We start from the raw sequence: 14,521 nt of genomic DNA, 5'->3' as shown, positions 1-14,521 counted from the left end.
ATAAGCATGTTGAATAATCGAGCGAGCAAAGTAGGAGCCTCTCTGCTGGCTCTTTTTTTTATCTTAACTTATCTGCTACCGTTAAATAGCCGTTTACTCTGGCAACCTGACGAAACACGATATGCAGAAATCAGCCGTGAAATGTTACAACGCGGTGATTGGATCGTGCCATATATGCTGGATATACGCTATTTTGAAAAGCCAGTAGCAGGCTATTGGATCAACAATATTAGCCAAATGATTTTTGGCGATACTAACTTTGCAGTTCGTTTTGGTTCGGTATTTTGTATTTTGCTCAGTGCATTACTTGTTTACCGAATGGCAAAAATGATGTGGCGTAACAACCATGTCGCTTATGTCGCAAGTTTTATTTATGTGTCGATGTTCTTGGTATTTGCTGTCGGCACCTATAGTGTACTTGACCCTATGCTATCACTCTGGATAGCAGCCAGTATGTATTGTTGCCTATGGGCGATGAAGGCGCGTGGCATAAAAGAAAAACTTGCTGCATGGATATGTCTTGGTTTAGCGTGTGGGATGGCCTTTATGACTAAAGGGTTCCTTGCGCTTGCCATTCCTGTGATTGTAATGTTGCCTATCACAATCTACCAAAAGCGCTTTCTTGAGATGGTGAAGTATGGGCCATTGGCGATTATATCAGCGGTTATCATTAGTTTACCTTGGGCGCTAGCCATCGCTAAACAGGAGCCTGACTATTGGAATTATTTCTTCTGGATAGAGCACATTAAACGTTTTACCGCCGATGATGCGCAACACATTGCTCCTTTTTGGTATTACATTCCGATTATTTTATTAGGCAGTATACCTTGGGTTGGGTTATTACCTGGCTCTTTGCTGAAAGGTTGGAGAGAGCGCAAATCAAGTCCAGATATGTTTTTCTTGCTCTGTTGGTTTATTGTGCCTGTGATCTTCTTCAGCATTTCACGCGGCAAATTGCCAACATATATGCTGCCATTTATGGCTCCACTAGCACTGCTCATGGCTAAATATGGGGTGGATTGTGTACGCAGTGGGAAGATGAAAGCATTAAAGGCCAATGGCATGATCAACGTTGCGATTGGGGTGCTCGCCGTAATCGCTGTCATTGTTGTCAGTACGGTGATTAAGCGCCCGTTATACGAAGCCGACGAATGGTCAAAAATGGTGCTTGGTATCGTTGCTTTTTCGATTTGGGGTATCATCGGTTACCTATGTACCGTGTTAAATGCCAAATATTGGCTATGGGCCGCCTCTTGCTCGTTGGCGGTGAGCCTGTGTATCGGTAGTGCATTGCCAAATAACACGATAAATTCCAAATTGCCACAGAGCTTTATCCACCAAAACCATGACTTGTTGATGGATAGCAAATATCTTATGGCGAGTAATGTGGGCATTGCAGCCGGGTTAGCGTGGGAAACGAAAAACGCTAATATCTACCTGTATAATAGCAGCGGTGAGCTGACTTATGGTTTGGAATACCCGGATAGCCAACACCGTTTAGTGAAGCCTGATCAATTTGCGGCTTGGTTGGCAAAAGCTCGCCAAGAAGGCCAAGTGACAGTGGTTTTCTTACTTGGACGTAAAGAAGGATTACCGGATATTCCTAAGCCAGATGAGGTGATCAGTAATTCGCGAATTGCGATAGTGGTGTATCACAAACAATGATTGCTCAATTATTATTACTGCTTTTAGTTAGTGTACTCACTTGCCTTGGGCAAATAGCGCAAAAGCAAGCGGTGGTATGCTGGCAGGGTGATAAACATAATAAAACGGCATCAGCCATTCGTTGGCTGGTGCTGGCATTGCTAATGCTTGGGTTAGGCATGCTGTTTTGGCTTAAATTGCTCGAAAGCATGCCGCTTAGCATTGCGTATCCAATGCTTAGTATTAATTTTGTGTTGGTTACTTTGATTGGTCAGTTTGTCTACCATGAGCAGACAGGGCTTAATCATTGGCTAGGTGTGGCGGCAATTATGTTTGGTATTTTCTTGATGAGTATAAGCGGATGAACAAAGGCTATTTTTGGGTAATAGGAAGTGCGCTATTAGTCACCATTGCACAATTAAGCTTAAAAGCAGGTGTAGTGGGGTTGCCTTCGTTTACATTAGGATGGCATTGGTTACAATCTGAATGGCTACTCGCAAATCTGGCAAATCTTAGCATAGTGTTTGTGGGGTTAGTCTGCTATGCCTTATCAATGTTATGTTGGTTGTTTGCACTAAAATCCATCCCGCTTAATAAAGCCTATCCGCTGATTAGTTTAAGCTATGTATTTGTTTATCTATTAGCGGTTATTTTACCTTGGTATCATGAACCCGCGACTTGGCTAAAAGCAGGGGGCGTTGCATTTATTATCCTTGGTGTTTGGTTAATTAGCCGTCCAACAAAAGGACAATCTCAAAAGTAGAATAATTTGGTTGCGTGATAATTTATTTTTCATATTTGAGCAACTATGATAATAAATTAAGCGTGTCGATTGTTTATTTAAGGGTGCAACATGATAATAAAATGGCAACACCTACCATTATTGCTTTCATTAGTGTTGATTGGCTGCTCTTCCACGTCGGTAAAAAGAACGCCACCACCGCCACTAAAAACGCAATTATCTGACCCTATAATGACCATTGCACAACTTAAAGAACAGTTAGAGCAATGGTATGGTACGCCATATAATTATGGTGGGATGAGTCAAAGCGGTATTGATTGCTCTGGGTTTGTTTACCGTACATTTAGCGACCGTTTTGCTATCCAATTGCCGCGTACAACGATAGATCAAACACGATTGGGAACGCGTATTGATAAATCCGATCTGATGCCGGGTGATCTCGTCTTCTTTAAAACGGGGTCCGGTGAAAATGGTTTACATGTCGGAATTTATGATACAGATAATACCTTTATTCATGCATCGACCAGTAAGGGTGTGATCCGTTCGTCAATGGATAATGTGTATTGGCGAAAAGTGTTTTGGCAAGCGCGGCGTATCTGATTTCCCGTGTGATCCCCTCATTTTTGTCTTCAATTATGCTATCTTAGTTGCAACTTTTGTTTCTAGGATAGCTTAATGTCTCGCTTACGTTTACTGATTTCAGAATCTTTCGACCCTTGGTTTAACCTTGCGGTTGAAGAGACGATTTTTCGTCAAATGCCCGCCGATCAACGTGTTATGTTTTTATGGCGTAACGCTGACACGGTGGTAATATTGCACCAATCAAACAAAATGATTTGTAGGTGATCTTTTTAACTTATTGATTTAAATAATTAATTTTTTATGGGGTAGATAAATTACGCATTACATTTGAGATAAATATTCATATAAAATCATTGACAAAGGGAATTTGATCATTTTTGTGTTATACTTCCTATGAAAGGAAGATGCACTCAATTTGCATAAATACTATGACAAATGAAACTAATGTGTCGTCTCCCACACTCCCTAGTGTGCAGTACTCAAAATATTTCTCCGAAAAACCACCTTTCAGTATACAGGGTTGTTATTTTTATAAACTGAATAGGCTTATTCAGAAACATATTGGGTATTTAACTTGCATGAAGCGAGTCATTTAATAAGGGAATATATGAAATAATTAAAAGGATTTTTGATGATGGATAATTTTAACACTAGTCATTTTAATAAAAATGAACTAGATAAGGGGTATGCCGAATTATTAAAAGGCAAAGATTTCAAATGGTTTATTACACTTACATATAAAAATGCAGCAAATCAAAAGCTTACAACTGATAAAGTACAAAAAGATATAGATAATCTTCATAGATTTATGCATCGAAAATGTTTTGGAAAACATTATAAAAATAAAGATAATGCGGACAAGATGATAATTAATATGTTCTCTTCTATAGAGAAAGGAATGGATGAGAATATTCATATTCATATTTTACTTTCAGATATCCTATCAGGAATAGAAACTAAGACAAGTACACCTCTAAACGAATTGTTGCTAAATATTTGGAGGGAAAAAATACTTGGTGAGTATGCAAATACTGATTGTCAGGTTATAACATATATAAATGGTGTGGTTCATTATATTTTAAAAGAATCAGGCACTGGATATGAAAATATTGATCTTAGTAAATTATCCTAATTATATTGTAGCACCTTGGGGGGCTGATATAGGTTTATGACCATATCTTTTAACTCCAAGAAAAGTGCAAGGGATTGGGTTCCTTGGTTTAAGTGTGCCTGAAGGAAAACTATAGTACTTTAATACTTTAATACTTTAATACTTTAATACTTTAATACTTTAATACTTTAATACTTTAATACTTTAATAGTACATTAGTACAATTTTGTAGAATAAGGCTGTATCTATTGTCTAGTACTTTAGTTTGTTTTTTTAGATGGAAGATTATATGATATGAATATAATCTTCTTTTTTATGAGTGATTTATGAGTAAATTAAAAGCTCACGTTTATACTAGGATTTCGAAAGCTAGCCAGCAAGAAGGTAGTGGTTTGCATGAGCAGCGTGAGAGAATAGATGAATATATTAAAAAACATACTAACATTTTTGACGGTAAAGTGACTTACTGGGAAGATATAGGAAAAAGTGCTTATAAAGGAAAAAATATTCAAGATGGGGAGATTGCTGAATTTATCAAACAGGTTAAGTCAGGTTTAATAGGAGAAGGTCACGCTTTAATTCTGTATTCTTTAGACCGCTTCTCTCGTCGTTCATCATGGGATGAGGATATTTTACAGTGGTTAGTAAAAAATGATATAGAGATTCATGATGTAACAACACCTGTTGTTCTTAAGAAAGATGATCCTTGGTCAAAAACAATCATGGATTTGATTCTTCTTCGAGGACATAATGAAAGTGAAATCAAAGCTGAAAGGTCTAAAGCTGGTTGGAAGAAGCGGTTAGATGATACTCGCAAAGAAGGAAAGGTATTTACAAATAAATTACCCAGTTGGTTAAGTTCTGATGAGAATGGTTACATCATCATTGAAGAGAAAGTAGAAATTATAAAGCGATTGTTTAGAGACTATTTAAGTGGATTGAGTAGCACTATGATAGCCAGACGGCTTAATGAAGAAGGTATTGAGTCTATGGCTGGCTCACTATGGCGTCCTAATGGTGTGACTAAACTTATAAAGGATGAAAGACTTAGGGGAACTCTTCGCCGTAGTAATAATCAAGAGTCAGTACCTAACATTTTCCCTGTAATTATAGATGAGGATCTATTTAATAGTGCTAATAGAATGCTTAATATTAATGCAGCTGGAATTAAAGGGCGTCCTAGAGAAAATAATAAAACTAGAGAAGTGAATAATATTCTTACTGGTATTGTTCGTTGTGGTAAATGTGGAGCAAAAGTTACAACGGCTAAAAATGGTCGAGGTGTTAAATATGTTGTATGTTTAAATCGGCGTAATCATGAAATTTGCAGACAAAGAAGTATTAGACTTAGAGAGCTAGAAACTATAATTATAAGACATACAAAGCAAATGGATATGTCTAAAGTTTTTTCGTTTCATAAAGAAGATAAAACACATGAAAATAAATTAAAAATGGAATTGATGTATTTAAATGAGGAAGAGAAAAAATTTAAAGAAAAAATTAGTGAGAGGAAAAAATTAGGAAAAACTGTTAATTATATTTTAGCTGATTCATTAACAGAGATACTAGATAGAATTGATGAAATTAGACAAGAACTATCTCAGATTAATATCATAGAGCCTATACCCATATTAGAAAAAATAGAAATTAAGGAACTAATAGACGTATCTAACATAGGTTTAAGGATGAGCTTAAGAAAGTATCTGACACAGACAGTTGATGAAATTAGATTTAGAAGTATTGAAGAAAAATTTTTAATTGAAATTATATATTATAACAATGTATATAGACATATACTAATAACAGATAAAAAGGTTAATGTTATTGAGCATGAAATTAGTATTGAAAAAGAAGAAGATAAAATGATTTATTCAACTAATGACTTCAAACTGTGTATAAATGAAACTACTCAAGAATGTAATTTTATAGGGTTAGAGCTTGTTAAAATTCAAGATTACTTTTTATTAATCAATTACATCAGTGGATTAGGTGATAAGCAATGGGTGATAAATGAAATGTACAAAAATGAAAATATTGTATTCTCTAACGGTTTATAAAAGAGGGTATTAGCCAAGTTTTTGATTTAGCCTTGTGTAGCAAGGCTAAACTAGATAGTCTGATAGTCATAAGTAATTAGCTATGGTGTAGTAAGGATCAAAACTACCTCACCAACTATTTGTAGATCACTTAAAGAGTCATTATCAATAATAATATCTGTGTAGTTTGGATTTGTGCTATTTAATAAGTAACCGTGTGGTGTTACTTGTACTAATTTGTATAAATAGTGTTCATTTTTTTTGCAGTACCATAATCTTACTTTCTTTAAGCAATTTTTTGTTAGTATCAACAAGAACTACACTATTGGTACTAAAAATAGGTGCCATAGAATCAGTTTCAACATGTAGTGCGGCAAGGCTTTCCGTACTACCATCGATTTTTTTAAAGTCATTAAGTCCTAAAAAAAGAACTCTTTTTTATTTAAAAAAGGTATTTTGTGTATTAACGACGGAACACTATCTGTTGTTCTCTGATTTTGTAAGGTTAAACTATTGCCTGTGGCTAACCATTCAATTGAAACATTACATGCTTTAGATAGAAGAACTAGATTTTCAAGTGTTGGGCTTGACTGAGCATTCATGTAGTTATGAAAAGTACTGTAACTAATACTTGCCTTATGAGCGAAATCCCTTCCGCTACCTTTAGGTACTATTGATTTTAAACGTTCACTGAATTCTACGATCGTTTTTTTTTTACTATTCATAATCTATTGCTCATTACATTAAAAGGAATTTATTCCTTTTATGGTTTGACAAATCACTTAATAATGATCAATCATATTCTTGAAATAATTAATAAGTAGTCATTATGAGTAATCACAACAGTTTAGCATCTCAGAAAAAGGAACAAAATGCTAGTTTAAAGAACTGGCATAGAGCAGAAATTATTGCTGAAGTAAAAAAGAAAGGGGGTTCTCTAGCTTCTCTTTCTAGGATAAATGGATTGCACGAAAGAACCTTATACAATGTGTTAGATAGAAGTTGGCCCAAGGGTGAAAAAATAATTGCTGATTTTTTAAGCTTGAAAGTCTCTGATATTTGGCCTGAGCGTTACAGAAAAAATATTTAATGTGGAGTTTACCATGAATCCTTTAGTAGTATTTTTAGTTAGTATGTTAATAGGAATATATTGTTATATAAAGTTGAATAAATGGTGCATTAAAAGTAATATAAAAGGGTTTATTAAATATATTTTTTTGATTGGCATTAGCTTTATTGGATTTATACTAACATTTTTAATTTTAGTATTGGTATTCAATACTAACAAGAATGCAGAGAATAATACATCAAAAAATAGCGTAAATAATTCCAGTAAAGTCCCAGTATCTAGGGAAGTTGAGCGTTCGATTATAAAAGGAAGCTCAGAATATGAAAAAGAAATATTTTTTATTGCTTACTGTTACGGCTACTCAACTGCGGTTCCGAATAATCGAAAAATGGCTAAATTTTATAGTGAAAAATTTGATATATACTTTTATCAAATTTTAGAACAAGCAGACAGGAATCCATATCAATTTATCTCATGGCGAGATGGAATGGTGAAATATAAAAATATAGGTATAAGATCATATTCTAGTAATAAAAATAAAACAGTAGATCAAAAAATGTGTGATATGTATTACGATCTTGCAGGTAATGTATAATAGTATTCCAATAAATTGGAGTGAGTTACATAAACTCACTCTTTAATTAAAATAAAACCTTTTAATACTATGATATCAATAGGATTGTTCTATAAAGATATAATAAGTAAAAAAAATGAGCTATGTTTGTTGGTTAACTGATCGTAATTTCTTCACTCTAAAAACCGTAGCTCGACCACAATCACAAAGCTTAGCTATTTCATCAGCAGTATATTTTCCAGTTTCTAGCATTTCACTTATTTTACTATGTAGTACTGCATTTTTTTGTTTTCCTTTGTATTTTCCAGCCTTTTTAGCAATAGCAATACCTTCGTCTCTTCTAGATGCAATAATACCTCGTTCAAACTCTGCCACTGCTCCCATCATGGTCAAAATTAGCCTTGAAGCGGGAGAATTATCAAAACTCATGTTATTGTCTAAGAACCTAACAGTGATTCCTTTTTCTACTAACTCATCCACTAGCGATAAGAGTTCTTTAGTATTACGGGCTAATCTATCGATAGACTTTGTAATGAGAGTATCACCTTCCCTTAAATGCGATAATAGTAATAGTAGTTCTGGCCTATCGTTAATATTTTTCCCTGATACTTTTTCTTGAATCACTTTGTTGCAGATAGGTTCAAGCACTGAAAGCTGCCTTTCTAGATTTTGATCTTTTGAAGAAACTCTAACATATCCGAATATCATATTAAGCCCTTTGGTATCATTTATAATATCCAAATGATACGAAATCATATAGATGGGTTCAAGTACTAAATGATACTATTTTAGTTGAATTAGGCAGGTATCATTAGGGAGTAGTCTAATGATTGGAATGAGTATCATATTAACGCTAGCGAATCGCAAATATTAGCTTTTATATCCTTTTAGACCATATCAATGAAAATTTGATTGATATCCCAATTTATAAAGTAAATTTATAGATTTTAGGTTCAACATACATTTATTATTATGACCATGTTATCATAAGAAATGTATGTTGATTTTAGTCATGTATGACTAACTAATATTGATAATTGGGGTTCATTTTGTCGGTCAAGTATTCAATGAGTTGATAATGGGGTAAACTGAGCTTTTCTGTTGAGGCTTAGTATGGCTACCATTTCAGTAAAATGCCGATTCTGTGGATTAACCGACCCTGTTAAAAAACATGGCACCGGCAATGGAGGTCATCCCCGTTATCGCTGTCAGGCCTGTTGCCGCACTTTTCAACTCGATTATACCTACAACGCTTGTCAGCCCGGCATCAAAGAGCAAGTGGTTGAGCTTGCCATGAATAATGCGGGTATTCGTGACACCGCTAGGGCATTACATATCAGTATCAATGCCGGCGTCCGCACTTTAAAAAACTCTCGCCACGGAATGTAACAACACTGCCCCTAGATAACCTACAAATTCAGCTCATTTGTGAGGTCGATGAGATGTGGTCCTTTATCGGTAACAAAAAACGTCAGCGTTGGTTGTGGTATGCATGGGAGCCTCGCTTAAAGCGGATTATCGCTCATGTATTTGGTTCCCGAAGCAAGAAAACACTGGGCAAATTGTTAAAACTGCTGTCTGGGTTCCGTATCGCTTTTTGGTGTACGGATGGTTACAGGGCGTACAAAGAGACACTCTCTAGCGAAAAACATATTTTAGGAAAGCTATACACACAGCGAATTGAGCGTGAAAATCTGACGTTGCGTAACCGATTGAAACGACTTAATCGCAAGACGTTAGGGTATTCAAAATCATCCGGCATGCATGACAAGATCATTGGGACTTTCATTGAGCGAGAGTATTACGTTTGAAATACCATCAACCCTTTGGATACGTGACCGTCTCTGCCATATATTTAGATTTCAAAGCGTTAGGGTTTCTTGGGATGCGATTGGTTAATTTTTGAGATTCAGTATAGAAACACTCCTCCATTTTCGGTATAACTATTTTCTGTTTTTTGGTTAGTAGTTCCAATGCTTTTTGTATTTCAACATTTCGCACATGCACGGGAAATTGCTGCCAGTACTTCACTTGCTCACCATACCATGAATTTAATTTATTAAAATCTTTTTGGCAATCTGGACGAATTTTTTCATCAAAATCTTTCAAACTTATTCCATAGCTTAAATATATATTAACTGCTCTCGCAAATTCAAAACTACCAATAGGATAAGATTTTATACTCTTATAAAGTGACATTTCTAATGGATCTTTATCATTAAATTCTAAGTATACAATTTCATTATCTATATTCTTATACTTAAGAACTACAGTAGGAGATGTCAGAGTATGAAGTACTGAGTACATTACAATATATAACAATACAGAAGGAATAATAGCCACAAAAAATATGGAACCTTTGCCTAATCCTTTCCCCTTAAAGTATCTAGACATTTTTTTATAGACTAATACAGCTAAAAATGTAGTGATAACAATAACAATTAATTGAGACACCTAATTCTCCTTGATTAGATTTTTACATCTTATTGAATCAATGATACTACACCCTTCAACATCGATCGATAAAAACGATCGAATTTTATAAAACGATCGTTAAAACTATCGATAGTCAATCTATTAATAGGAGATAGCGATCAATCAGCTTATTTGAAAAACTGATTGATCTTAATCATCTATAGTGCTTAATGCATTGAATTTTAATTGTTAAATGTTAATCCAGATAATGAAAAGTGCTGAATTTTATATACAGTGATACGTTCCTTAGATTTAGTAACCTTGGTTGAGTTCTCTATAGATATGTACTTTTTGATTATTCGGCTTGCCATTTTGTTTTTTACTAATTAACGATTTCCAATCAGTACTGAAGCCTGATTTAATCATGTTATATTCATGTAAAACAAAACTCATTAGCATGTGAGTATGAATTATAATTCATTGTAATAGCTAATTATTTTTGGATTAGGAGCCAGTACTGCCAGTTCTACTATTTTCGTTCATGGCACATCAAAGTTCACTATCTAGAACTGGAAATTTTGTTTGATATAGTATATATAACTGTCGTTATTGGGCGAGCACAGAACCCATGGAAAGAGTGTAATACGCGTCGTATGGAAGAGGATAATGTACGCTTAGCTCGCCGTAGTAGCGGGGGCGGTGCCGTTTTTCAAGATCTCGGCAATACGTGTTTTACCTTCATGGCGGGCAAACCAGAATATGATAAAAGTATTTCGACAAAAATTATTGTGGATGGCTTAGCAAGGGTGGGGATCAATGCTGAGGTTTCTGGTCGCAATGATTTGGTATTACACACCGATGATGGGCCAAGGAAAATATCAGGATCTGCTTACCGAGAAACCCGTGACAGAGGATTCCATCATGGTACTTTACTTATCAATTCTGATTTAAATCGGCTTGCAGATTATCTAAACCCTGACCCTAAAAAATTACAGGCTAAAGGGATCACTTCAGTTCGCTCAAGAGTCACGAATTTATGTGAACTGGTATCAGATATCAGTCATGAAAAAGTGTGCGAGGGTATCGTAAAAAGCTTTTTCGATTATTATGGTGAAACCGTTGAGGCTGAATTTATCTCACCTGAGAAATTACCGGACTTACCGCATTTTCGTGAAACTTTTGCGAAGCAAAGTAGTTGGGAATGGAATTTCGGTCAAGCACCTGCTTTTACCCATTACAGTGATACACGTTTCCCATGGGGAGGTATCGAATTTCATTTTGATATCGAAAAAGGGGTTATTAAACGTTGCCAATTTTTTACGGACAGTCTTGACCCATCCCCATTAGAATGGTTAAGCCAGAAACTTACCGATCAAGTTTACCAAACAGAAACCATTCGTAAATTAATATTAGAAATGCATCAAATATGGCCTGAATTAACCGAACAGTTATCTGATCTTGAAAGCTGGCTAGTGCATGAGTTAAGCTAAATACGCTTTGTTTCTATGCTGCTTAAATGTTACCTAACCCGAAATAAAAATAGGTAAGGGGTAGGTAACATTAAGCGTTATTTACCATGAATATTAATAGCGTCATCCGGTTTGTCCTCTATTTTTTCACTCAAACCAAAATCTTCTATATAATTTTCTGAATTAAATAAATGATAATTTTCATTTAGAAGCGGATTAGAAACGCCTAACCAATTAGCAATACCATCAATAAACATCATCCCAGATTTGTTAGCAACAATATATTGAGTTGATTGGTGATCGGAAGAGAGCTGGATTAATGGAACACGATACGCATATTTTGTTTTTCCGTGTAGGAGCTTTATTTGGTCTCCCTCTTCTTGATGGGAAAGACCATGATCAGCAAAGTAAATCATTGAGAATTTACGTTCTTTTTGTTGGTATTGCGTCTCTAACAATGAATAAATTGACTCAAGGATCTCATCTGTTTTATTAATGCTTGCAACATAGCAGGAGATATTATGATATTGCCTATCTTGGGTAATAAAATGATTTTCATAATCCTGAATTCTACCGCATGGGTTCGGGTGTGAACCATAAAGATGTATAATAAATAATCTTTTCTGTTTCTTTTGGATAGGGGCATTTAATTCTTTTTGAAAGATAGGAATAAGGGAAAAATCACTTTCATCATTAGAATTGAAGGCGCCGAGTTTATTGAATTTTTTCACATCAGCATGCTTTGCTATAAAGGTAATTGGAGTGTCGTGTTTACCGATATAACCTTGATTCGATATCCAGTATGTTTTGAAACCGGCTGATTTGGCGAGTCCAACTAGATTTAAGCCATAATTAGGTTCCGCGAATTCAGATAATAAGTGCAACGCTCGGTCATGTTAGATGGAAGGACGGTTAGCTACTGATAAGCTATCCTGCTCTTCCGACCAAAGATGAGCGAGTAAGTATGAAGTATCAGCAACTAACCGAAGGACAACGATACCAGATATCGATACTGCGTGAGGATAATTTATCCTGCCATGAGATAGGTATCCGTATCGGTGTAAGCAAGTCCACGGTCTCCCGTGAACTGAGGCGTAACACTTCAGATACTGGTTATAACCCACAACAGGCACACCAGAAGTGCTGTGATAGGCGACTGTCATCTGCCAAAAGGACAATTCCTCAGCAGACCATAGATTTCGTGATATTTGCTCTGGAGTGGAAGTGGAGTCCTGAGCAAATAAGTGCAATTGGCAGCATTATTGGTCTTAGCGTCAGCCATGAATGGATTTACCAGTATATCTATGCGGATAAGCGTAGCGGTGGCGAGTTGTACAGGCATCTTAGGCAGGGCAAACGGCGATATCGTAAGGGCTACGGGCAGAAACGAGGGCGCATCCCTGATGCGGTATCCATTGAGCTACGGCCGTCAGTCGTCGATGACCGTAGCCGTCTGGGGGACTGGGAGGCCGATTTGGTGCAGGGTAAACAGGGCACTGGTGCTATCGTGACACTGGCAGAACGCAAAAGCCGTATTTACCTGACAAAAAAGGTGTTTTCAAAGGATGCGGTGGAAGTCAGTAAGGCCATTATCTCACTGCTGAGTGAGTATCAGGATGTATGTCACACAATAACGTTCGATAACGGTCTAGAGTTTAGTGAGCACAAGGCGATAGCAGAAGCACTGAACGCAGATACGTACTTTGCCCATCCGTATGCCTCGCATGAGCGTGGGCTGAACGAGAATACGAATGGGTTGTTAAGACAGTTTATCCCGAAAGGAACAGACCTGCGGACAGTGACAGAAGAAGACTTACAACGCTATCAGGGAGCGTTGAACAGCAGGCCACGCAAGTGTCTGGGGTTCAGACAACCTTCGGTGGTGTTTGCGGAGCTAAGAAAGGCGGCTTAGCGTTGCACTTCGGACTTGAATCCGCCTTCTAATTTTTCTTTATCTGACTGTGTTAACATTAATCTTAATGAGCCAATAGTGTTATTTCCAGCACTGTTTAACCCATCAATAATGGTACTGTTCACGCGGCTTAAGAAGGGGGTGTTATTTATAGGGTATCCATAGACACCCATATAATCACGGCGAACACTCTCTCCGATCACTAATACATAGTCATCATAACGGCTGTTGTTATTTAACGTTGATTTTCCCCATTCGCTGGATTTGGTAAAATCATGTAGTGCGCTAACCTCACCCTTAACCTTAGATATGGATTCATAAATATTGTAGAAATAATCAAATGGCGATTGATTAATCAAGGCAATTATCACCAGAATGATCATCAGTGTTTTGTTTCGATAATAATTAATATTTAATTTTGTACATAATTTTTGGAAGGCGAATATTCCAACAATAATGAGGACGGCATAAAGATAATGAGTAAATGGAATTTGTGTGAAAAACTCAATGCCCTCAATAGCATCAGTTGCAATAACCGAAGCAAAATATTGGTAGGTTGGTTTATCAAAGGTCAGTCCAATAGGCGTATAAATAGCATACAATATTGCTATTGGTACACCTATCCAATAATAAGCTTTTTTTGAAGCGTAAAGGATAATATAAAGAGCACAGACGAGCGTAATGTCTCTCGGAGTTGGATGAGCATACCCAGAACCTTTCAACATTAATTTTGATGAAACGATAAGAATGATGAGTGGTATAATGTATACAAAATAGTGTTTTATTTTTAAGATTTTATTTTGCATTCTATTTTTATACCATGCAAATAATCTGGAATGTCCCACAAAAACAGCCTTTATAACAATAAGAAAATAATATTAATAATAATTTAACTATAACACTCATAAATGAGTTGCCGCAGATTATGTTTTTTTTCAATAAATGTCAAAAAAATACACATTGGACG

At 36.0% G+C, this 14,521-nt stretch carries 15 protein-coding genes and 2 pseudogenes; 12 read left to right on the top strand and 5 right to left on the bottom strand.

From position 1 onward, the window contains the following. Positions 1-6 precede the first annotated feature (6 nt). The 7 genes and pseudogenes from arnT to M1E93_RS11735 all read left to right on the top strand — a co-directional run bounded on the left by arnT (position 7) and on the right by M1E93_RS11735 (position 6,136). Positions 7-1,665: a lipid IV(A) 4-amino-4-deoxy-L-arabinosyltransferase gene (gene arnT, locus M1E93_RS11765; RefSeq protein WP_072502212.1), complete on the top strand. Its 1,659-nt coding sequence runs from the start codon at positions 7-9 to the stop codon at positions 1,663-1,665. Continuing rightward, positions 1,662-2,009, top strand: coding sequence for a 4-amino-4-deoxy-L-arabinose-phosphoundecaprenol flippase subunit ArnE (gene arnE, locus M1E93_RS11760; protein WP_004919105.1), 348 nt, complete (start codon positions 1,662-1,664; stop codon positions 2,007-2,009). The genes arnT and arnE overlap by 4 nt, the downstream gene beginning before the upstream one ends. Continuing rightward, positions 2,006-2,407 carry a 4-amino-4-deoxy-L-arabinose-phosphoundecaprenol flippase subunit ArnF gene (gene arnF, locus M1E93_RS11755; RefSeq protein ID WP_004919107.1) on the top strand — a complete coding sequence of 134 codons (402 nt, stop codon included), beginning with the start codon at positions 2,006-2,008 and terminating at the stop codon, positions 2,405-2,407. Before arnE ends, arnF begins: the two co-directional genes overlap by 4 nt. 90 nt (positions 2,408-2,497) lie before the next feature. Then, positions 2,498-2,986: a C40 family peptidase gene (locus M1E93_RS11750; protein WP_014658203.1), complete on the top strand. Its 489-nt coding sequence runs from the start codon at positions 2,498-2,500 to the stop codon at positions 2,984-2,986. 75 nt (positions 2,987-3,061) lie between these two features. Further along, positions 3,062-3,214: pseudogene (locus tag M1E93_RS11745) on the top strand (lipoate--protein ligase); the annotation flags it as partial. Between the two features lie 385 nt (positions 3,215-3,599). Continuing rightward, on the top strand, positions 3,600-4,100 hold the full coding sequence (locus M1E93_RS11740) for a rolling circle replication-associated protein (RefSeq protein ID WP_369473524.1): 501 nt from the start codon (positions 3,600-3,602) through the stop codon (positions 4,098-4,100). 305 nt (positions 4,101-4,405) lie between these two features. Further along, a complete protein-coding gene (locus tag M1E93_RS11735; protein ID WP_369473525.1) occupies positions 4,406-6,136 on the top strand; it encodes a recombinase family protein in 1,731 nt (576 codons plus the stop codon). A gap of 398 nt (positions 6,137-6,534) precedes the next feature. On the opposite strand, the gene M1E93_RS11730 is transcribed toward M1E93_RS11735, so the two are convergent. Continuing rightward, entirely contained in the window at positions 6,535-6,840 is a 306-nt protein-coding gene (locus M1E93_RS11730) for a helix-turn-helix domain-containing protein (protein WP_369510207.1), read from the bottom strand. A gap of 104 nt (positions 6,841-6,944) precedes the next feature. On the opposite strand from M1E93_RS11730, the gene M1E93_RS11725 reads away from it, so the two are divergent. Next, positions 6,945-7,205: a helix-turn-helix domain-containing protein gene (locus M1E93_RS11725; RefSeq protein WP_369473526.1), complete on the top strand. Its 261-nt coding sequence runs from the start codon at positions 6,945-6,947 to the stop codon at positions 7,203-7,205. A gap of 13 nt (positions 7,206-7,218) precedes the next feature. Then, entirely contained in the window at positions 7,219-7,779 is a 561-nt protein-coding gene (locus tag M1E93_RS11720) for a hypothetical protein (RefSeq protein ID WP_369473527.1), read from the top strand. 120 nt (positions 7,780-7,899) lie between these two features. Here M1E93_RS11720 and M1E93_RS11715 read toward each other — a convergent pair whose 3' ends face one another. Beyond that, the gene (locus M1E93_RS11715; protein ID WP_369473528.1) at positions 7,900-8,466 is read right to left on the bottom strand and encodes a recombinase family protein; all 567 of its coding nucleotides are present in this window, start codon (positions 8,464-8,466) and stop codon (positions 7,900-7,902) included. A gap of 405 nt (positions 8,467-8,871) precedes the next feature. Here M1E93_RS11715 and M1E93_RS11710 point away from each other — a divergent pair. Then, positions 8,872-9,569 (top strand): IS1 family transposase gene (locus M1E93_RS11710; RefSeq protein WP_369473529.1). Its coding sequence is split into 2 segments (ribosomal slippage): positions 8,872-9,121 and positions 9,121-9,569, totalling 699 coding nucleotides; the frame shifts between segments, so codons are not numbered across the junction. Between the two features lie 7 nt (positions 9,570-9,576). On the opposite strand, the gene M1E93_RS11705 is transcribed toward M1E93_RS11710, so the two are convergent. Next, the gene (locus M1E93_RS11705) at positions 9,577-10,212 is read right to left on the bottom strand and encodes a hypothetical protein (RefSeq protein WP_369473530.1); all 636 of its coding nucleotides are present in this window, start codon (positions 10,210-10,212) and stop codon (positions 9,577-9,579) included. A gap of 560 nt (positions 10,213-10,772) precedes the next feature. Here M1E93_RS11705 and M1E93_RS11700 point away from each other — a divergent pair. After that, a pseudogene (locus M1E93_RS11700) lies at positions 10,773-11,663 on the top strand (lipoate--protein ligase); the annotation flags it as partial. Between the two features lie 77 nt (positions 11,664-11,740). Here M1E93_RS11700 and M1E93_RS11695 read toward each other — a convergent pair. Next, positions 11,741-12,526 (bottom strand): sulfatase-like hydrolase/transferase, encoded by a 786-nt coding sequence (locus tag M1E93_RS11695; RefSeq protein ID WP_426206945.1) that lies wholly within the window; start codon positions 12,524-12,526, stop codon positions 11,741-11,743. 80 nt (positions 12,527-12,606) lie between these two features. Between M1E93_RS11695 and M1E93_RS11690 the strand changes: the two genes are divergently transcribed. Further along, the gene (locus M1E93_RS11690; RefSeq protein ID WP_140035165.1) at positions 12,607-13,554 is read left to right on the top strand and encodes an IS30 family transposase; all 948 of its coding nucleotides are present in this window, start codon (positions 12,607-12,609) and stop codon (positions 13,552-13,554) included. Here the strand turns inward: M1E93_RS11690 and M1E93_RS11685 are convergent. Beyond that, a complete protein-coding gene (locus M1E93_RS11685) occupies positions 13,551-14,360 on the bottom strand; it encodes a sulfatase-like hydrolase/transferase (protein WP_426206943.1) in 810 nt (269 codons plus the stop codon). The genes M1E93_RS11690 and M1E93_RS11685 overlap by 4 nt on opposite strands. Between the last annotated feature and the right edge of the window lie 161 nt (positions 14,361-14,521).

Source organism: Providencia sp. PROV272 (assembly GCF_049901975.1).
GTDB classification, from domain to species: domain Bacteria; phylum Pseudomonadota; class Gammaproteobacteria; order Enterobacterales; family Enterobacteriaceae; genus Providencia; species Providencia stuartii.
This window is presented reverse-complemented; position numbering and strand designations above follow the sequence as displayed.

Coding starts and splice junctions, on each gene's coding strand:
- M1E93_RS11750 (WP_014658203.1), top strand. CDS start 2,498: ATGATAATAAAATGGCAACACCTACCATTATTGCTTTCATTAGTGTTG.
- M1E93_RS11690 (WP_140035165.1), top strand. CDS start 12,607: ATGAAGTATCAGCAACTAACCGAAGGACAACGATACCAGATATCGATA.
- M1E93_RS11715 (WP_369473528.1), bottom strand. CDS start 8,466: ATGATATTCGGATATGTTAGAGTTTCTTCAAAAGATCAAAATCTAGAA.
- arnF (WP_004919107.1), top strand. CDS start 2,006: ATGAACAAAGGCTATTTTTGGGTAATAGGAAGTGCGCTATTAGTCACC.
- arnE (WP_004919105.1), top strand. CDS start 1,662: ATGATTGCTCAATTATTATTACTGCTTTTAGTTAGTGTACTCACTTGC.
- M1E93_RS11735 (WP_369473525.1), top strand. CDS start 4,406: ATGAGTAAATTAAAAGCTCACGTTTATACTAGGATTTCGAAAGCTAGC.
- M1E93_RS11730 (WP_369510207.1), bottom strand. CDS start 6,840: ATGAATAGTAAAAAAAAAACGATCGTAGAATTCAGTGAACGTTTAAAA.
- M1E93_RS11685 (WP_426206943.1), bottom strand. CDS start 14,360: ATGCAAAATAAAATCTTAAAAATAAAACACTATTTTGTATACATTATA.
- M1E93_RS11740 (WP_369473524.1), top strand. CDS start 3,600: ATGATGGATAATTTTAACACTAGTCATTTTAATAAAAATGAACTAGAT.
- arnT (WP_072502212.1), top strand. CDS start 7: ATGTTGAATAATCGAGCGAGCAAAGTAGGAGCCTCTCTGCTGGCTCTT.
- M1E93_RS11725 (WP_369473526.1), top strand. CDS start 6,945: ATGAGTAATCACAACAGTTTAGCATCTCAGAAAAAGGAACAAAATGCT.
- M1E93_RS11720 (WP_369473527.1), top strand. CDS start 7,219: ATGAATCCTTTAGTAGTATTTTTAGTTAGTATGTTAATAGGAATATAT.